The sequence below is a fragment of the Herbaspirillum sp. 3R11 genome, from assembly GCF_004563925.1.
Classification (GTDB): Bacteria; Pseudomonadota; Gammaproteobacteria; order Burkholderiales; family Burkholderiaceae_D; genus Herbaspirillum.
Genome location: NZ_SPNJ01000001.1, coordinates 961,291 through 980,718, shown reverse-complemented (window position 1 = coordinate 980,718; position 19,428 = coordinate 961,291). Strand labels below are relative to the sequence as shown.

Below are 19,428 nucleotides of genomic sequence, written 5' to 3'. Positions count from 1 at the left end.
GCTGATTGGATATTTCGGATGTTGCTTACCAATTAATTCATCTATCTATCGGTAGATAGACAATAGAGTAGTACAATAACCCTGTCAACAACTATCTACCGATAGAGAGGTTTGTTTCATCATGAGTGCAATCGATACCCGCGAGAAAATCATGGCCGCCGCTCGCAAGACGGTGCAGGCGCATGGCTATACCGCGCTGAGTTTTCGCGACCTGGCGGCAGAAGTCGGGATCAAGAGCGCGAGCGTGCACTATCACTTCCCGACCAAGGGCGACCTCGGCGCGGCCCTCGCCCGCCGCTATACCGAAGACGGCATCACCTATCTGGGCAATCTGATGGAGGCGCATAAAGACGCGCGCACCCGTGTGAAGAAATATGCGGAGATCTTCCGGGCGGCATTGGCCGATGACAACCGCATGTGCCTGTGCGGCATCATGTCGGCGGAGCACAACGACTTGCCGCCGGAAGTACGCGCCGAGGTCAATCGCTTCAACGACGCCAACGTCGACTGGCTGACCGAAGTACTCACGCAAGATGCAACGGAATCCAAATCAAAGAAAGCCGTGCGGCGCCAGGCGATGAGCATCTTCGCAGCGATCGGCGGTGCGCAGCTGATGGCGCGCGGCCATGGCGACATTACCGTCTACGATGAAATCGTCGACAGCTATCGCAACGCGGGTTTCATTCCCTGATTTTCACTGACGGGAAATCGGTACAAAAAATGGCCCGGTGAAAGCCTGATTGATTGATTGATGGATGTGGATGCGGATGCGTCTTTACTGTTGGATCGACAACTCCGGATTGATCGCCAGCAACAGCCACGGCTTGATTTCCGACTGCACGAACACGCCGGACAGCGCAAACGGATCCTGGTCGCGCAGGGATTCGGCTTCTTCCCTTGAGGCGACTTCATACACCAGCAAACCGCCGCTGCCGTCCGGGAACGGCCCGCCGAACGCCAGCTTGCCGGCGTCGAGCAGGCTCTTGACGTAGCGTTTGTGGGCCGGCGCATGTTCGGCCAGCAGTTGCTGGTTGTCTGTGTAGGCGAGATAGTTGATGAATTTCATGGCGTTTCTTTCTGACAAGTGAGTTGGTTCAGGTTTCATATTTCCCGCTTCATTCGGCTGTCCAGCGAATACGCACCGCCACCGCGCAGCACCATGTACAGCGCCGCCAGCCCCAGCAAGACCGGATATTCGATGCCGCGATCGATCCACGGCCAGGTCGGCCCCATCGCATAACTGATGGCGATCATTTCAACAAACATGAGCAAGGCCAACGGCCGCGTCAACAGGCCCAGCGCCAGCATGGCAGCACTCACCGTCTCTAGCAGCATCACCAGGAAAGCCAGTTGCGGCGCGAACGGCAAGCCCATGACGTCGCCGATCAGGCGTATCGAGCCGCCCATCGGGTCGGCCATCGAGCCGTGCGACACCCCCAGCGCCTTGGGCAGGCCGTGGGTAAAAATGATGGCGCCGTAGCCGAAGCGCAACAGCGCATAAGCGGCGCCCTCTCCGCGCGCATACCAGCGCACCAGCGTGGGAAAGACGAAGCGGCTGGCAGCCGGCGCAGTCGTGATTGTGATCGTGATCGGAGAAGTTTTTTGCACGAAGCACCTGTATCCGGTTGATGGCAGCAAGACGCCATCATCGCGGTTACGGTGTGGGAGATAAATGGCCTGCAGGCGAATTGACTATTCGGCACGCGCCAATAGTGCCGGCGCCGCACGCGCAGATGGCAAATTCTCTACAATCACCCTCAATCTCCGATGACTGTACACAGGTTCATGAGCACGACTTCAATTCCCCTTTCTGCGGCGCAGGCGCGCGCCATCTGGCTGCGCGCCCAGCGTCTCGACACGACCGCGCCCTTCGGCAGCGGCGCGAGCGCAGTTCAGCTGGCGGCCGAGCATCTCGGCTATGTCCAGATCGACACCATCAACGTGATTGAACGCAGCCACCATCACATCCTGTACACGCGCATTCCCGAGTACCGGCTGGCGGATCTGGAGCAGGCCCAGTCGGTGGACAAGTCGGTGTTCGAATACTGGACGCATGCGCTGGCCTATGTGCCGACCGCCGAATTCCGCCATTTCCTGCCGGAGATGGAACGGCGCCGCCTCAATCCGCACGCCTCTTTCGCCGGCGTCGACGATGCCGACTACGCCGCGCTGCTCAAGCGTATCCGCAAAGAAGGCGGCCTCTCGATCCGCGACATCGACGATGACGTGCTGGAAGAAAAGACCCATCCCTGGGGTAGCCGCAAGCCGTCGAAGCGCGCGCTGCGCTGGGGCTTCTTCATCGGCGACCTGGTGATCAGCAAGCGCACCGGCATGCTCAAGACCTATGATCTTGCTGCCCGTCATTTCGACTGGCCGCGCCGTCCCGCACCCGTGAAGGAAAAACAGTTCGCGCAATACCTGCTGCGCCGTGCACTCAAGGCGCAGGGCGTGGTCAGTCTCGATTCGATTTGTTATGGCAGCGTGCAGGCCAAGCCGCTGGTGAAGGAACTGATCGCCGCCGCCGTCAAGCGCAAGCAGTTGGTGGCGGTGCATATTGAAGGTGCACCCAGGCAGCAGCACTGGGCCGAGCCGGCGCTGCTCGACGCCTTGTCCGACGGCCTCGTCGATCCGGCATCGAGCGAACGCGTGCACATCCTCTCGCCCTTCGATCCGCTGGTGATCCAGCGCAAGCGGCTGGAATTGTTCTTCGGCTACGAACATCGCTTCGAAGCTTATGTGCCGGCGGACAAGCGCGTGCTCGGCTACTTCGCCTTGCCGGTGCTGATGGGCGACCGCATCGTCGCCGCGCTAGATCTCAAGATGGATCGCAAGAGCGGCAAGCTGCTGGTGCAGCAATGGACATGGATAGAGAAGAAATCGAAGGCACTCAAGAGCGCGATTGAACAGGAATTGCACCGCTTCGAGCAATTCCAGAAGCAGTCGATGCGCATCATCCTGCCGCCGACGGAGCGCTAAGTTTCGACGGCGTTCTGCTTTAGGAACTCGACATCCTGCAACGGCGAGGCGCCAAACAACCGGCGATATTCGCGGCTGAATTGCGAAGGACTTTCATAGCCAACCTCATAGGCGACGGTGGCGGCTTCCATGCTGCCGGTCATGAGCATGCGGCGCGCTTCCAACAGCCGCGTCTGCTTCTGGTATTGCAGCGGGCTCATGACGGTGGCAGCCTTGAAGCGATGATGCAGCGTCGACACGCTCATGCGTACACGCCGGGCCAGGTCGTCGATCACCATCGGTTCGGCGTAGTTGGCCTTGATCCACTGGATGGCTTCGTTGACGCCCTTTTCCTGATAATGCGACAGCACGGTGTGGTACAGCACGTCGCCGTTGCGCGCGGCGATGAGGCGATACATGATCTCCTGCTTGAGGATGCGCGACAGCGCCGGAATGTCTTTCGGCTGCTCCAGTAGCATCACCAACCGCAGGAAAGCGTCCTGCAAGCCGGCATCCGATTCATCGACGTAGGCGCCGACGCGCGTGCCGCGCCGCGGCGGTGCAGGCAGGTTGAGCTCAATAATCAGCGCGGCGATTTCCTTGGGATCGAGATCGAGGCGCACGCCGTAATACGGTTGCGCCGCCGTGGCCTCTACCACCTGGCCCGACACCGGCAGGTCAATCGCCGACAGCACGTAGCTGCCGGCGCCGTATTCATTGACCTCTTTACCGATCAATACTTTCTTGCCGCCCTGCACCACCAGGCACATCGACGGCTCCAGCATGCCGCGGCTGAGCGCGGTCGGCTGGCTCAGGCGGATGAAGGACAGCCAGTGAATCGCGGTGTGCACGTCGCGCTGCGCCGCAGGCACGCCGTCGAAATGCGCGGCGACCTGCGCCCGCAACCGCGCAAGCGGTGCGGCTGGAGAAGTGTGAATGGAATCAGCGGCGGGTGTTTTCATGGATCGCACTATCGTAACCAATCACGGCCTTCGGTTCAACATAGGCTTCCAGGCCGTAAGGACCGAATTCACGGCCGATGCCGGATTGCTTGAAGCCGCCGAATGGTGCACGCGGTTCGTCGTACAGGCCGTTGATGAAGACGCGCCCGGCGACGATCTGCGAGGCCACGCGATTGGCGCGCTCCATATCAGCGCCGCTGACATAGCCGTGGAGGCCATAGACGGTGTCGTTGGCGATGTCGATCGCTTCTTCCTCAGTGCGGTAGGTCAGGATGGACAAGACCGGGCCGAAGATTTCTTCACGGGCGATGCGCATGTCGTTGGTGACGTTGACGAACACCGTCGGCCTGACGAAATAGCCCTGCTCCAGTCCTTCGGGATGGCCTTCGCCGCCGGTCAGCAGTTCAGCGCCCTCTTCGATGCCGAGGCGGATGTAGCTCTGCACGCGTTCGTATTGCTTTTGCGTGACCAGCGGGCCGAGCATCGTATCTTCGTCGCCGGGATGGCCGACCTTCATCGCCGCCACGGCTTGCCTGACCAACACCTTTACTTCTTCCAGCCGTTGTTCCGGCACGATCAGGCGCGTCGCCGCCAGGCAGGCCTGCCCGTTGTTGAAGTAGGCCGCGGTCACCGCCTGAGGAATCGCCGTCGCCAGGTCGGCATCGTCGAGCAGGATATTGGGCGACTTGCCGCCCAGCTCCAGCGTGACGCGCTTCATGGTGTCGACCGCGCCGCGGGCGATCTGCTTGCCGACGGCGGTGGAACCGGTGAAGGAGATTTTGGCGATGTCCGGATGGCGCGTGATCTCGGCGCCGACTGTGTCGCCGCGACCGGTGACAATGTTGAACACGCCCGGCGGCAGGCCGGCTTCGTGCAGGCATTGCGTCAGCAGGTGGGTCTGCATGGCGCTCAGTTCGCTGGGCTTGATGACGGCGGTGCTGCCTGCCACCAGCGCGGTCGACAGCTTGCTGCAGATGAAGCCGTAGTTGGCGTTCCACGGTGTGATCAGGCCTACCACGCCGAGCGGCTCCATGATGACGCGCGCGGTGCCGGCCTGACGCACGAAGTCGAAACTCTCCAGCAATCCGATCGCCTGCAGGAAGCTGTTGGCCGAACGCGCCACCGTGGCGCTGCAGGAGCGGCGCGAGCCGCCGTACTCGCGGATCATGACCTCGACCAGTTCCGGCGCGCGGCGCTGGATGGCGTCATGCATCGCTTGCAGGTAACCGGCGCGCTCCTGTTTGCTGCTGCGCGACCAGCTTTTATAGGCGGCCTTGGCGGCGGCGATGGCCTGGCGCGCATCCTCCTCGTCGGCCAGGCGTACGGCGCCGATGACGGTCCTGTCGGACGGATTGATCAGTTCCATGACTTCGGTCCCGTGCGGCTGGACGAAGCGGCCGTTGATGTAGATCTCGTTGATATGTTGCATGTCGGCTCCTGTGAATGACGTGAAGCCATGGTAAGAGCCGCGCCCTCCGCGGCGGTAGACCAATGCTGCTGGACGATTGCCTGATCCTGCAAAGTGCCGGATTTTTAGTCTTCGCAGCTTGCGCGACGGCAAGTTTTTCTCCCTGTTTTCACTGAGTTTCCCTGATTTCGGGCGCGGGCCGAAAACGCCCGACGCACCGCACCATTTGCGAGCAGGCTGCACCGAGACACATCACAACATGACATATATCGTTGCAAACCATCCCGCAACCGGCCAGCCTACCGCACCACGAAACCGGCCTGCAAGCCACGTGCCATCAGGGAATCCAGCTTTCTGGCACAGGCTTTGCATATGTCCGTGCATGGATCAACGACGATCCAGCAGCTTTCACTATTTTTAATGCCGATCTAAAGACGGATCTGCAGGACAACGGCGTCCGCTTAGCTTGGCATTCATGCCTTGTTGAGCGGGCGCCTTTTTGTTTTTAACGGGATAAAAATGGCCGCAACTCCTGACAGCAAAGACATCACCCGCAATAGCACCAGCAAGGCGAGCAAGATCCAGCTCTTCTCCATGGGCACGCCGCAGATGCGCACCTTCCACCTGACCTGGATGGCCTTCTTCGTCTGCTTCTTCGCCTGGTTTGCCTGCGCGCCGCTGATGCCGGTCATCAAGGGCCAGCTCGGCCTGACCATCGAGCAAATCGCCAACATCAACATCGCCGCCGTCGCCGTGACCATCCTGGTGCGCCTGGTGATCGGCCCAATGTGCGATCGCTACGGTCCGCGCAAGGCTTACACCGGCCTGCTGCTGATCGGCGCCATCCCGGTGATCGGCGTCGGCTTCGCGCAGACCTATGAGACTTTCCTGTTCTTCCGCCTGTGCATCGGCGCCGTCGGCGCCAGCTTCGTGATCACCCAGTACCACACCTCGGTGATGTTCGCCCCCAATGTGGTCGGCACCGCCAACGCGGCGACCGCCGGCTGGGGCAATGCCGGCGGCGGCGTAGCGCAAGGCCTGATGCCGCTGCTGCTGGCCGCGATGCTGATGCTGGGCGTGGGCGACAACCTCGGCTGGCGCGTGGCGCTGCTGGTGCCGGGCCTGATGATGCTGGCGATGGCAGCCGTCTACTGGCACTTCACGCAGGATTGCCCGCAAGGCAACTTCGACGAACTGCGCGCTGCCGGCATCGCCATCGAAAGCGGCAAAAAAGGTGGCTGGGCCAGCTTCCGCGCCGCCAGCGCCAACTACCGCGTGTGGATGCTGTTCATCACCTACGGCGCCTGCTTCGGCGTGGAAATCTTCATCCACAACATCGCCGCCATCTATTATGTCGATCACTTCGGCCTGTCGTTGAAGAGCGCCGGCATCGCCGCCGCCAGCTTCGGTCTGCTGGCGCTGTTTGCTCGCGCACTGGGCGGCATCATCTCCGACAAGGTGGCGCTGCGGGGCGGCCTGAATCGCCGCGCCACCTTGCTGTTCATCATGATGCTCGGCGAAGGCCTCGGCTTGCTGTGGTTTGCCCACGCCGGCAGCGTCACGATGGCAGTCATCGCGATGCTGTGCTTCGGCCTGTTCACCCACATGGCCTGCGGCGCGACCTACGCGCTGGTGCCGTTCATCGACCGCAAGGCGCTGGGCGGCGTGGCCGGCATCATCGGCGCTGGCGGCAATGTCGGCGCGGTACTGGCGGGCTTCCTGATGAAGGGCCTGGGCGACACCCAGCAAACACTGAGCATGCTCGGCGTGCTCGTGACGGTCTCGGCGCTGTGTGCAGTTGCCGTGCGCTTCACCACCAGCGACAAGAACGACGAGCCGACACTGGCCGTCGCAGCAAACAACATTCCCGCCTGAGGAGAACCTGATCATGAACATCATCGTCATTGGCCACGGCATGGTCGGTCACAAATTCCTGGAGTCGCTGGCTGAAAGCGGCGCCGCCAACATCAAGGTCACCGTGCTGTGCGAAGAGCCGCGTCCGGCCTACGACCGCGTGCACCTGTCCGAATTCTTCGCCGGCAAATCCGCCGACGACCTGTCCCTGGTTGCGCCCGGTTTCTTCGACGCCGGCAAGAGTTCAGTGGACTTCGACCTCAAGCTCAACGCCAAGGCGCAGCACATCGACATCGTCGGCAAGACCGTCACCGTCAACATCAACGGCGCCGTCGAAACGCTGGCCTACGACAAGCTGGTCATGGCCACGGGTTCCTACCCTTTTGTTCCGACCGTCGCGGGTAACCAGCGCAAGGATTGTTTCGTCTATCGCACCATCGAAGACCTCGAAGCCATGCTCGAGTGCGGCAAGCGTTCCAAGACCGGCGTGGTCATCGGCGGCGGTCTGCTCGGCCTGGAATGCGCCAAGGCGCTGCGCGACATGAACTTGGACACCCACGTGGTCGAATTCGCCCCGCGCCTCATGGCGGTACAGATCGACGAGAGCGGCGGCCGCATCCTGCGCCAAAAGATCCAGGACCTCGGCGTCACCGCCCACACGCAAAAGAACACGCTGGAAATCGTCGACGGCAAGACCGGCACCCACCGCATGAACTTCGAGGACGGCACCCACCTCGACACCGACATGATCGTGTTCTCGGCCGGCATCCGTCCGCGCGACGAACTGGCGCGCGAGTCGGGTATCAAGGTCGGCGACCGCGGCGGCATCGTGATCGACAACAGTTGCATCACTTCCGATCCTCACGTCTACGCGATCGGCGAATGCGCATTGTGGAACGGCAAGATCTTCGGCCTGGTGGCGCCCGGCTACGACATGGCGCGCACCGCCGCCAAACACATGCTGGCGCACCTGAACGACGCCGCCGAAGTGCAGCAATTCAACGGCGCCGACATGAGCACCAAGTTGAAGCTCATGGGCGTGGACGTCGCCAGCATCGGTGACCCGCACGGCAAGGAAATCGGCAGCCGTTCGTACCAGTTCACCGATGAGCGCAAGCAGATCTACAAGAAGATCGTGGTCTCCGAATCGGGCAAGCATTTGCTCGGCGCAGTGATGGTCGGCGACGCCGCAGAATACGGCACGCTGCTGCAGATGATGCTCAACCGCATCGAACTGCCGGAGTCGCCGGAGTTCCTGATCCTGCCGCAAGCCGACGGCAAGGCCAAGGTCGGCCTCGGCGTCGACGCCCTGCCGGACTCCGCGCAAATCTGCTCCTGCAATAACGTGTCGAAGGGCCAATTGTGTGCGGCAGTGGCGTCCGGTGTGACCAACATCGGCGATCTCAAGAGTTGCACCAAGGCCGGCACCGCGTGCGGCGGCTGCGTGCCGCTCGTGACGCAAGTGATGAAGGCCGAGATGAAGAAGCAAGGCCTGGCCGTCAACAACCACGTCTGCGAACACTTCCCCTATTCGCGCCAGGAGTTGCATCACCTGGTGCGCGTGAACAAGATCAAGAGCTTCGGCGACCTGCTGGCGCAACACGGAAAAGGCCTTGGCTGCGACGTCTGCAAGCCGGTCGCGGCCAATATCCTGGCCTCCTGCTGGAATGACTTCGTGCTCAAGAAAGAGCACGCCAGCCTGCAGGATTCGAACGACTACTTCCTCGGCAACATCCAGAAGGACGGCACTTACTCCGTCGTGCCGCGCATGGCCGGCGGTGAAGTCACGCCGGACGGCCTGATCGCGGTCGGCCAGGTCGCCAAGAAATACGGCCTCTACACCAAGATCACCGGCGGACAGCGCGTCGACCTGTTCGGCGCCCGCGTCGAGCAATTGCCGGACATCTGGGAAGAACTGATCGCCGCCGGCTTTGAAACCGGCCACGCCTACGGCAAGTCGTTGCGCACGGTGAAGTCCTGCGTCGGCTCGACCTGGTGCCGCTACGGCGTCGACGACAGCGTCGGCCTGGCGATCGAACTGGAGAACCGCTACAAGGGGCTGCGCTCGCCGCACAAGATCAAGTTCGGCGTGTCCGGCTGCACCCGCGAATGTGCGGAAGCGCAAGGCAAGGACGTCGGCATCATCGCCACCGAAAAAGGCTGGAACCTGTACGTCTGCGGCAACGGCGGCATGAAGCCGCGCCATGCCGAACTGATCGCTTCGGATCTCGATAAGGCGACCATGATCCGCTACATCGACCGCTTCCTGATGTTCTACGTACGCACCGCCGATCGTCTGCAACGCACCAGCACCTGGCGCGACAACCTCGAAGGCGGCCTCGACTATCTGAAGAGCGTGGTGATCGACGACAAGCTCGGCATCTCCGCCGAACTGGAAGCCGACATGCAGCACGTGGTCGACACCTATGAATGCGAATGGAAGAAGGCCGTCACCGATCCGGAGACACGCAAGCGCTTCCGCCATTTCGTCAACAGCAAGGAAGCCGACAACAACGTCAAGTTCGTCGACGAGCGCGGCCAGATCCGCCCGGCTACGGTTGCCGAGCGCAAGCTGATCGATATTCCTGTGGTCGCAGAAGCGATCTGATTCCTGAGAGAGGAAATGAACATGCACAGCGACCGACAACTCAACAATTGCGAACACTGGACTGAAGTCTGCGACATCGCCGACATCGTGCCCAACACCGGCGTCTGCGCGCTGATCGGCGGCGAACAGGTGGCGGTGTTCCACGTCATCGAAGGCGGCGATAGCGATGCACAAAAAGAAGCACGGGTATTCGCCATCGGCAACTACGACCCGAATGCGGACGCCTCGGTGCTGTCGCGCGGCCTGGTCGGCAGCATCGGCGAACGCATCGTGGTGGCCTCGCCGATCTACAAGCAACACTTTGACCTGCAGACCGGCGAATGCATTGAAGCGCCCGAACATTCGGTCAGCGCCTACCCTGCGCGCATCGAACACGGCAAGGTGTGGGTGGGCGCATGACTATCGTTCCGGCACCTGCTGAGTCTTCAATCGCTTCCGCAAAGAAACCGTCGCTGGTCGTGATCGGCAACGGCATGGCCGGCATGCGTACGGTTGAAGAATTGCTGAAGCTGGCGCCGGATTTGTACGACATCACCGTATTCGGCGCCGAGCCGCACGGCAATTACAACCGCATCCTGCTGTCGCCGGTGCTGGCGGGCGACAAGAGCATGGACGACATCATGCTCAACACGCGCGACTGGTATGTGCAGAACAACATCACGCTGCACGCCGGCGATCCGGTGGAGAAAATCGACCGCCGTCGCCGCACCGTGCGCTCGCAAGCCGGTGTCGAGATCGAATACGACCGCCTGCTGCTGGCGACCGGCTCCAAGCCGTTCATCATCCCGGTGCCGGGCCATGAACTGCCGGGCGTGATCGCCTTCCGCGACATCCAGGACGTCCACACCATGCTCGACGCTGCGCGCAACCATCGCCATGCGGTGGTGATCGGCGGCGGCCTGCTCGGCCTGGAAGCGGCCAACGGCCTGCTGCGTCAAGGCATGGACGTGACCGTAGTGCATGTCACCGACAGCCTGATGAATCAGCAACTCGACAAGCCTGCCGCCGCGCTGCTGAAGAAGGCGCTGGAGATGAAGGGCCTGCGCTTCCTGCTCAATGCACAGACTGATGCAATCGTCGGTCCTGATCGCGTCACGGCGGTGCGCTTCAAGGACGGCGCTGAAATCCCGGCCGACCTCGTCGTCATGACCGCAGGCGTACGCCCCAACATTGAACTGGCGAAAAACGCCGGCCTGCATTGCGACCGCGCCATCGTGGTCGACGACACGCTGCAGACTTACGATCCGCGCATCTACGCCGTCGGCGAATGCGTGCAGCACCGCAAGGCCACCTTCGGCCTGGTCGCGCCGATCTGGGATCAGGCGCGCGTCTGCGGCGCCCATCTGGCCGGCGCCGGTCATCGCCGCTATGTGCAGCAAGCCACCGCCACCAAGCTCAAGGTCACCGGCGTCGACCTGTATTCGGCCGGCGACTTCATCGGCGCAGAAGACACCGAAGACCTGGTGCTGCGTGATCCGCGTCGCGGCATTTACAAACGGCTGGTGCTGCAAGGCAGCCGCTTGATCGGTGCGGTTCTGTACGGCGACGTCAAGGACGGTCCGTGGTACTTCGACCTGATCCAGAAAGGCGGCGACATTTCCGCCATCCGTCATCAACTGTTGTTCGGTCAAGCCGTATCCAGCCAAGCGCAAAGCGAAACCCAAAGCACCCAGGCAGCCTGACCAGGAAACTATCGTGAATCTCTCCCAAGCTCCGCTCTCGACTGTCGGCACCAAGACCACCTGCCCGTATTGCGGCGTCGGCTGCGGCGTGCGCGCGTCGATGCAAACCGACGGCACGATCGCGATCGCCGGCGACGAACTGCATCCGGCCAACAAGGGCCGCCTGTGCGTCAAGGGTTCGGCGCTGGGCGAGACGGTCGACCTCGACGGCCGCCTGCTGTATCCGAAGGTGCGCGACGCCGACGGCGCGTTGCAACGCGTGAGCTGGGACGCCGCACTCGACAAGGTCGCCGGCGGCCTGCGCGGCATCATCGACCGCCACGGTGCGGACTCGGTGGCGCTGTACGTCTCCGGCCAGTTGCTGACCGAAGACTATTACATCGCCAACAAACTCATGAAGGGTTACGTCGGCAGCGCCAACATCGACACCAATTCGCGCCTGTGCATGTCGTCGGCCGTGGCCGGCCACAAGCGTGCGTTCGGCGAAGACCTGGTGCCGATCTGCTACGAAGATCTGGAGTTGGCCGACATGGTGGTGCTGGTCGGTTCCAACACCGCGTGGTGCCATCCCATCCTGTTCCAGCGCATCGCCAAGGCCAAGGAGAACCGGCCGGAGATGAAGCTGATCGTCATCGATCCGCGCCGCACCGCCACCTGCGAACTGGCCGACATGCATTTGCCGGTCAAGGTCGGCACCGATGTCTGGCTGTTCAACGGACTGATGAGCTTCCTCGCGCATCGTGGCGCGCGCGACAATGCCTTCGTCGACGCCCATACCAGCGGCCTCGGCGAAGCGCTGGCGATCGCCGACGCCGACTGCGCCGATCCGAACGAAGTGGCGCGCATCTGCAAGGTCGACGTCAACGACCTGCTGGCGTTCTACCAGATGTTTGCCGATACCGAGAAGGTCATCACAGCCTTCTCGATGGGCGTGAATCAATCGAGCGCCGGCACCGACAAGGTCAACAGCATCATCAACGCCCATCTGATCAGCGGCCGCATCGGCAAGCCCGGCATGGGACCGTTCTCGATCACCGGCCAGCCCAACGCCATGGGCGGCCGCGAAGTCGGCGGCCTGGCCAACATGCTGGCGGCGCATATGGATCTCGACAATGCGCTGCATCGCGACACGGTGCAGACCTTCTGGGGTTCGCCGCAGATGGCCGACAAGCCGGGCCTGAAAGCAGTCGACCTGTTCAACGCGATTGAAGCCGGCCGCATCAAGGCGGTCTGGATCATGGCGACCAATCCCATGGTCAGCATGCCCGACGCCAACGTGGTCCAACGCGCCCTGTCGAAGTGCGAACTGGTGGTGGCCTCCGACATCATCGAAGGCACCGACACCAATGCCTTCGCGCACGTGCTGCTGCCCGCGCTCGGCTGGGGCGAGAAGGACGGCACCGTCACCAATTCCGAGCGCCGCATCTCGCGCCAGCGCGCCTTCCTGACGCCCCCAGGGGAAGCGCGTCCGGACTGGAAGATTATTTGCGACGTCGCCATCCGCATGGGGTATCGCGGCTTCGACTTCGCCGGCGCGCATGCGATCTTCGACGAACACGCGCGCCTGAGCAGCTATCGCAACGGCCCGCCGCAAATCGCCGGCAACAGCATGCGCGTGTTCAACCTGGACGGCCTGATCGGCATGAGCAAACAACAGTTCGACCAGTTGCAGCCGATCCAGTGGCCGGTGACGCGCGACAAACATAACGGCGACGTGGTCGGTACTGCGCGCCTGTTCGGCAACCAGCGCTATTCACATGCCGACGGCAAGGCGCGCTTCGTGGCGACGCCACCGCGTGGCCCGGCGCATCTGCCCGATGAGGAATTCCCGCTGACGCTCAACACCGGCCGCGTGCGCGATCAATGGCACACCATGACGCGCACCGGGAAATCAGCGCGCCTGGCGGATCACGTGCCGGAATCCTTCGTCGACATGCATCCGCAGGACGCGCTGCGCTACGGCGTACGCGAAGGCGGACTGGCGCGCATCAGCTCGCGCTGGGGCGCAATGGTGGCGCGCGTGCAGCACAGCGGCGGCATCGCGCGCGGCAGCGTGTTCGTGCCGATTCACTGGAGCAACCAGACTGCCTCCGACGCCCGCGTCGGTGCGCTGGTCAATCCGGTGGTCGATCCGGTATCGGGCGAACCGGAGTTCAAGCACACGCCTGTCAACATCGAAGAATTCGGCGTGTCGTGGCATGGCTTCATCCTCAGCCGCAAAGCTTTGGCGCTGGATGAAATCACGCATTGGACACGCATCCAGGGCCGCGATTTCGCGCGCTACGAACTGGCCGGGCGCAACACCATCGGCGACCACAGCGCGTGGGCGCGCACGCTGCTCGGCGTGCATGACATCGACGCCGACTGGCTTGAATACGAAGACCGCACCGCCGGCGTCTATCGCGCAGTGCACGTCGACAACGACCGCATCGACATGTGCATCTTCCTGTCCAAGCGCCCCGACCTGCCCTCGCGCGCGTGGCTGGCGAGCCTGTTCGACAAGGAGCAACTGGAAGAAGCCGACCGCGTCGGCCTGCTGATCGGCCAGCCGATCGAAAAAGGCGCCGACACCGGACCGACGGTATGTTCGTGCTTCGGCGTGGGCCGCAACACGATTTGCAATGCAGTCAGAGAACAGGGATTGAAGACGGTGGCGGAAGTCACGGCTTGCCTCAAGGCCGGCGGCAACTGCGGCTCGTGTGTGCCGGAGATCAAGAAATTGCTGGTGGAGACGCGGGCGGCGGAGACGGCCTGAATTTTATGGAAATGACGTGCTGAGGCGTCGATCCGAATCGAAGAAAGCCGGTTGCTCAGTTCGCCGGCCGCGAAGTGATGATGATCGGCGCCGGGCTTTCGCCGTCAGCCTGCTCCAGCGATTGGCGGTAGCGTGCGGAGCGCTCCATGTTGATCTGGTACTGCTCCTCGGCATGGAGGTAAGCCAGTTGCTCAGCGGGCGAACGGCTGCAGCCGGTAATGGCAAGAGTGCACAGGATCAAAAGCAGGAACTGCCGCATGAATGTCTCCGAGGGGGAATTGTCTTATTTCTTTTTGGCAATCATATACGCAATATATCCTTTGGGCAATTTTTCCAATGAGAAATTGCCTCTGCAAGCCGCTTTGGCATTGACGTTCCGACAACTATGGCTAATTTCCGGATTCTTCGGCATGCTCTGGGCTGCCTGCAGTTCTTGCAGACTTCGCCCTCCACAAAAGGAATCTCCTTGCCCGTCATCTCCTCCCTGTTCAACAAATTTTCCTGCGCCTTGCTGGCACTTGCAGCCTTGTCCACAGCAAGCGCCGCCCACGCAGAACAGAAACGCTGCCTGAGTGAATGCAAGCCGCGCATCGGCATCGTGTCGGCGTTCGGCGCCGAGGCCGACATTCTCCTTGAGCAGACTCAAAGGAAACACGACTGGCGCATCAACGGCAATCGCTTCACGACCGGTGTATTGCGCGGCAATCCGGTGGTGATCGTGCTCAGCGGCGTCAGCCTGGTGAACGCGACGATGGTCACGCAGCTGATGTTGGATCACTTCCACGTTGAACGGCTGCTGATGAGCGGCATTGCCGGTGGCGTCAATCCGGCCAATCATGTCGGCGACGTGCTTGTGCCGGAAAGCTGGGCGATGCCGATGGAGGTCTACTGGAACGGCGACGGCAGCCTGCCCGCAGCTTGCGGCAATGCCGGAGATGCAGGTAATGTCGGTTGCCTGGGATTGAAGCTGGCGACGGAAAACGGCAAGGCGCGTCCCGACTTCCAGTTCGATGCGCCCGGCGGCAAAGTCAGCAGCGGGATGTTCATGCGTGACAGCTTTGTGATGAATGCTGCGAATGCGCCGCAGGGGGAATTTCGCTTTGAGTTCGCGGCCGATGCACAGATGCTTGCAGTGGCGCGCGAGCTGAAGCCGGTACTGGCGACATGCGGCCCTAAAAATCCTGCGCTGTGCGTTGCCGTGCAACCCGCCTTGAAAGTCGGCGGACGCGGCATTTCCGGCTCGGCCTTTTTGGCCAACGCCGGCTATCGCACTTATCTGTACGACACGCTGCAAGCGCAACTGGTGGATATGGAAACGGCGGCCTTCGCCCAGGTCGCGTATGCCAACGGCGTGCCCTTCATCGCCTTTCGCAGCGTCTCGGATCTGGCGGGCGGCAACGACTTCAAGGATGTCGGCGCTTTCTTTGGCAGCGGCTTGGCCGAGACCAATGAGGCAAGCGTGACGCTGGCGTTTCTGGAAGCTTGGAAGAAGCGCGCACGCAAACGATGAATTGATCGGTCAGCAGCAATAAAAAAGCGGAAGTTGTCTTCCGCTTTTTTTGCGCCATGATTTCTCGCTTGCTCAGAAACGCGGCTTGACCGTCTTCCAGTCCGGCTTGTACTTGCGCATCTGGCGCACGTCGTCGCGCGAGCGTATGCCGCAGCCCAAGTACAGGTCGTGCAGCTTGGCCAGTTGATCACGATCAAGCTCCACACCCAGGCCGGGTGCACGCGTGATGCTGACGCAGCCGTTGCGAATCGGCAGCTTGCCGCCCTTGATGACTTCTTCGTCAGCTTCCTGCCATGGGTAATGCGTGTCGCAGGCATAGGACAGATTCGGCACCGCCGCCGCCACATGCGACATCGCCATCAGGCTGATGCCGAGGTGGGAATTCGAATGCATCGACACGCCCAGGCCGAAGGTGTCGCACATCAGCGCCAGCATCTGCGTGTCGCGCAGGCCGCCCCAGTAGTGATGGTCGGCCAGCACGATCTGCACGCTGTTCTGCGGGATGCTGCGACGGAATTCGTCGAAATCGGTGACCACCATGTTGGTCGCCAGCGGCAAGCCGGTGCGGCGATGCAATTCAGCCATGCCTTCCAGGCCGGGAGTCGGGTCTTCGTAGTACTGCAAATCGTCGCCGAGCAGTTCGGCCATGCGCACCGCGGTTTCCAACGACCAGTTGCCGTTGGGGTCGATGCGCAGCGGCGCGTCGGGGAAGGCTTTCTTCAGTGCCTTGATGCAGGCGACTTCATGTTCGGGATCGAGTGTACCGGCCTTGAGCTTGATGCTCTGGAAACCGTTTTCATCGATCATCCTGCGCGCTTGGGCGACGATCTGTTCCTCGCTCAGCGCCTCGCCCCAGGAGTCAGGTTTGTAGGGGCTGTCGATGTGCTCCGCATACTTGAAAAACAGATAGGCGCTGAACGGAATCTCGGTGCGCACCGCGCCTCCCAGCAAGTCAACCAGCGGCACGTTGAGGTAACGCGCCTGGGCATCGAGCAAGGCGACTTCGAATGCTGAGTAGGCATTACTCACGGCTTTGCTGGCGTGAGAACCGGGCGCCAGTTCTGCGCCGCCGCTGTTGGCCGGGGCCATGCCGGCGACGGTGGACTTGACGATGGCGCGCAAGCGATTGAGGTTGAACGGATCGAGGCCGATCAGTTGTGTTTTTACCTTGTCCAGCACGGCCAGCGCCGCGGCGTCGCCATAACTTTCACCGAGGCCGAAATGGCCGTTGTCGGTTTCGACTTCGATGATGGAGCGCAGCGCATACGGCTCATGGATGCCGCTGGCGTTGAGCAAAGGCGCATCCTTGAATGCGATCGGGGTGACGGTGACGCGGGTGATCTTCATGTCTATTTTCCGAAATCAGTAATGAATTATTTGTTGCCTGCGATCGCTGCGGAGTGCGCCGTGGTGCGGGCAAAGAACACCACGACCGCCGCCACCACCGAAGTCGCTGCCAGCGCATACAAACCGCCCTGGATCGAACCGGTTTTTTGTTCGAGGAAACCGAAGGTGGTTGGCGCGACGAAGCCGCCGAGGTTGCCCAGCGAGTTGATCAGTGCAATGACGGCCGCAGCGATGCGCGCATCCAGATACGACTGCGGGATCGGCCAGAACAGTGAGGACGCCGCCTTGAACCCCACTGCGGCGAAGCAGATCGAGACGAACGCGAACACAGGTCCGCCGAAGGTCGACACGTACATGCCGATGGCCGCAATGATCAGCGCCGCCGCTGCCCAGGCCTGCTGGAACTTGAAGCGCGCCGCCAGGCTGGCGAACAGGTACATGGCGATGATGGAAATGATCCACGGGATCGAATTGAACAAGCCGACCTGAAAATCAGAATACGTGCCCATCTTGCGGATGATGCTGGGCAGCCAGAACGTCGCGCCGTAGATCGTCAGTGAGATCGAGAAATAGATGAAGCAGAAGATGATGATCTGGCTGTCGCGCAGCAGAGTCCAGGCGGAGATGTGGGCCGGCTTGATCTTTTCTCGTTCGGCTTGCTCGGCGGCGATGGTGTTGCCGATCAGGTCGCGTTCGCTCTGCGTCAGCCACTTCGCATCCGCCGGTCGCGAGTCGAGCCAGAACCAGACGAAGCCGCATAGCACCACCGAGGCCAGGCCTTCGATGATGAACATCCATTGCCAGCCGTGCAGGCCGCCGCCTTCGATCTGCAGCAGCGCGCCGGAAATCGGCCCCGACAGGATCGACGCCAATGCGGAGCCGCTCAGGAAGATTGCCATCGCCTTGCCGCGCTCGCCGTTGGGCAGCCATTGCGTGAAGTAATAGATCACGCCGGGGAAGAAGCCGGCTTCCGCCACGCCCAGCAAAAACCGCAGCACATAGAACGACGTCTCGCCCTGCACGAACGCCATCGCGGTGGCGGCGATGCCCCAGGTCAGCATGATGCGCGTGAGCCAGGCTTTGGCACCGTATTTTTGCAGCAGCATGTTGGACGGCACTTCAAAGATGGCGTAGCCGACGAAGAACAGGCCGGCGCCCAATCCATAAGCTGCGGTGCCGATACCGATGTCGGCGGCCAGGTGCGTGCGCACGAAGCCGATGTTGACGCGATCGATGTAATTGACGATGAACATGATCACGAACAGCGGCAACACGCGCTGCTTGATCTTCGATACCGCCCTGTCGAGCGGCGACAATGCCCGCCCTGCTGCCTGCGCTGTAGTCACTGCTTGTCTCCTGCGTTTTTTATCGAAAAAGAGCGTCTGCCCTTTCGGTTAAAACATTAAAACACTAATATATTAGTGTGTCAATGCGACTTAATTGCTTTATCATGCTGATAACAAAGGGGATTGCGGGGCTAACGTGCTCTATCTTTTAAGCTCTTGTCGAGAACGGTTCGGATATCCGCTGTTTTGAGCAACATGCGCACCGCTCCGCTTTCTTTCGATTTATTGTCTTTTGACGTCCCGGATTCCGATTGCCATGAACAGCCCTTCACCCCTGCCGCAACATCAGCTCGACCGCTCGCGCCATGCCGCGCCGCAGGTATTCGAACGCCTGCGCGAAGCCATCATCACGATGCAGCTCACGCCCGGCACCGTCCTCTCGCGCGCCGAGCTGGCCTTGCAGTTCGGCCTGAGCCAGACGCCGATCCGCGATGCGCTGATGAAGCTGGGTGAAGAAGGCCTGGTGGATATTTTTCCGCAACATGCGACGGTCGTGCGCGCGGTGGATATTGCGATGGCGCGGCAAGCGCATTTCTTGCGCCGCTCGATTGAACTGGAGATCGTCCACACGCTGGCGGCTTCCCCCAATCCGGCCCTGATCGTGCGTCTGCAAGCCAGCATCGCCAAACAAAAAATGCTGGCCGACAGCGAGGATTACAGTGAGTTTGTCGAAGCCGACCAGGCTTTCCACCGCCAGATGTATGAGGCCGCCAACATCCCCGATCTATGGGCCATGGTGCGTCGTCACAGCGGCCACCTGGACCGGCTGCGCGCGCTGCACGTGCCGATTCCAGGCAAGGCGCGCGCGGTGCTGCGCGATCACATTGCGATTGTGGAGGCGATTGCGGCAGGCGATCCGATTGCTGCACAGGAGGCCTTGCGCGCGCATCTGTCCAATACCTTGTCGCACCTGGACGATATCCGCGAGCGCTTTCCGCACTACCTGAAAGATTGAGACTGAAGAGTTTTACCGAGGGAGAAGAGTTGCTGTAATGCGTTGC

Annotated in this window: 16 protein-coding genes; 9 read left to right on the top strand and 7 right to left on the bottom strand. The window is 61.6% G+C overall.

Annotated features, from left to right (window positions below):
* Positions 1-121 precede the first annotated feature (121 nt).
* Positions 122-691: a TetR/AcrR family transcriptional regulator gene (locus E4P32_RS04630; RefSeq protein WP_116433048.1), complete on the top strand. Its 570-nt coding sequence runs from the start codon at positions 122-124 to the stop codon at positions 689-691.
* A gap of 84 nt (positions 692-775) precedes the next feature.
* Here E4P32_RS04630 and E4P32_RS04625 read toward each other — a convergent pair whose 3' ends face one another.
* Together E4P32_RS04625 and E4P32_RS04620 are read right to left on the bottom strand one after the other, a co-directional pair.
* Positions 776-1,066 (bottom strand): YciI family protein, encoded by a 291-nt coding sequence (locus E4P32_RS04625; RefSeq protein WP_116433049.1) that lies wholly within the window; start codon positions 1,064-1,066, stop codon positions 776-778.
* Positions 1,067-1,101: 35 nt separating this feature from the next.
* Complete coding sequence (locus tag E4P32_RS04620; RefSeq protein ID WP_116433050.1) at positions 1,102-1,608, bottom strand: DoxX family protein; 507 nt, start codon at positions 1,606-1,608, stop codon at positions 1,102-1,104.
* Between the two features lie 177 nt (positions 1,609-1,785).
* Here E4P32_RS04620 and E4P32_RS04615 point away from each other — a divergent pair, with 177 nt between their 5' ends.
* Entirely contained in the window at positions 1,786-2,976 is a 1,191-nt protein-coding gene (locus E4P32_RS04615) for a crosslink repair DNA glycosylase YcaQ family protein (protein ID WP_116433051.1), read from the top strand.
* Here the strand turns inward: E4P32_RS04615 and E4P32_RS04610 are convergent.
* Both E4P32_RS04610 and E4P32_RS04605 read right to left on the bottom strand, forming a co-directional pair.
* Positions 2,973-3,917 carry an AraC family transcriptional regulator gene (locus E4P32_RS04610; RefSeq protein ID WP_116433052.1) on the bottom strand — a complete coding sequence of 315 codons (945 nt, stop codon included), beginning with the start codon at positions 3,915-3,917 and terminating at the stop codon, positions 2,973-2,975. The two genes, E4P32_RS04615 and E4P32_RS04610, sit on opposite strands and share 4 nt — an antisense overlap.
* A complete protein-coding gene (locus E4P32_RS04605) occupies positions 3,898-5,346 on the bottom strand; it encodes an aldehyde dehydrogenase family protein (protein ID WP_116433053.1) in 1,449 nt (482 codons plus the stop codon). The genes E4P32_RS04610 and E4P32_RS04605 overlap by 20 nt, the downstream gene beginning before the upstream one ends.
* Positions 5,347-5,844: 498 nt before the next feature.
* Here E4P32_RS04605 and E4P32_RS04600 point away from each other — a divergent pair, with 498 nt between their 5' ends.
* From E4P32_RS04600 to E4P32_RS04580, 5 genes are read left to right on the top strand one after another with little or no spacing between them, the layout of a single operon-like run.
* Positions 5,845-7,200 (top strand): MFS transporter, encoded by a 1,356-nt coding sequence (locus E4P32_RS04600; RefSeq protein ID WP_116433054.1) that lies wholly within the window; start codon positions 5,845-5,847, stop codon positions 7,198-7,200.
* A 13-nt stretch (positions 7,201-7,213) separates the two neighbouring features.
* Positions 7,214-9,787: a nitrite reductase large subunit NirB gene (gene nirB, locus E4P32_RS04595; protein ID WP_116433055.1), complete on the top strand. Its 2,574-nt coding sequence runs from the start codon at positions 7,214-7,216 to the stop codon at positions 9,785-9,787.
* Between the two features lie 21 nt (positions 9,788-9,808).
* A complete protein-coding gene (nirD, locus tag E4P32_RS04590) occupies positions 9,809-10,186 on the top strand; it encodes a nitrite reductase small subunit NirD (protein ID WP_116433898.1) in 378 nt (125 codons plus the stop codon).
* Positions 10,183-11,469: an FAD-dependent oxidoreductase gene (locus E4P32_RS04585; protein WP_116433056.1), complete on the top strand. Its 1,287-nt coding sequence runs from the start codon at positions 10,183-10,185 to the stop codon at positions 11,467-11,469. The genes nirD and E4P32_RS04585 overlap by 4 nt, the downstream gene beginning before the upstream one ends.
* 13 nt (positions 11,470-11,482) lie before the next feature.
* Positions 11,483-14,224, top strand: coding sequence for a nitrate reductase (locus E4P32_RS04580; RefSeq protein ID WP_116433057.1), 2,742 nt, complete (start codon positions 11,483-11,485; stop codon positions 14,222-14,224).
* A gap of 55 nt (positions 14,225-14,279) precedes the next feature.
* On the opposite strand, the gene E4P32_RS04575 is transcribed toward E4P32_RS04580, so the two are convergent.
* On the bottom strand, positions 14,280-14,483 hold the full coding sequence (locus E4P32_RS04575; protein WP_116433058.1) for a hypothetical protein: 204 nt from the start codon (positions 14,481-14,483) through the stop codon (positions 14,280-14,282).
* 207 nt (positions 14,484-14,690) lie between these two features.
* Here E4P32_RS04575 and E4P32_RS04570 point away from each other — a divergent pair, with 207 nt between their 5' ends.
* Positions 14,691-15,734, top strand: coding sequence for a 5'-methylthioadenosine/S-adenosylhomocysteine nucleosidase (locus E4P32_RS04570; RefSeq protein WP_116433059.1), 1,044 nt, complete (start codon positions 14,691-14,693; stop codon positions 15,732-15,734).
* A 72-nt stretch (positions 15,735-15,806) separates the two neighbouring features.
* Here E4P32_RS04570 and E4P32_RS04565 read toward each other — a convergent pair whose 3' ends face one another.
* Both E4P32_RS04565 and E4P32_RS04560 read right to left on the bottom strand, forming a co-directional pair.
* Positions 15,807-17,081: a glucarate dehydratase family protein gene (locus E4P32_RS04565; protein WP_116433060.1), complete on the bottom strand. Its 1,275-nt coding sequence runs from the start codon at positions 17,079-17,081 to the stop codon at positions 15,807-15,809.
* Between the two features lie 26 nt (positions 17,082-17,107).
* Complete coding sequence (locus E4P32_RS04560) at positions 17,108-18,427, bottom strand: MFS transporter (RefSeq protein ID WP_116433061.1); 1,320 nt, start codon at positions 18,425-18,427, stop codon at positions 17,108-17,110.
* 256 nt (positions 18,428-18,683) lie between these two features.
* On the opposite strand from E4P32_RS04560, the gene E4P32_RS04555 reads away from it, so the two are divergent.
* Positions 18,684-19,382 (top strand): GntR family transcriptional regulator, encoded by a 699-nt coding sequence (locus tag E4P32_RS04555; protein WP_116433062.1) that lies wholly within the window; start codon positions 18,684-18,686, stop codon positions 19,380-19,382.
* Positions 19,383-19,428: the final 46 nt, after the last annotated feature.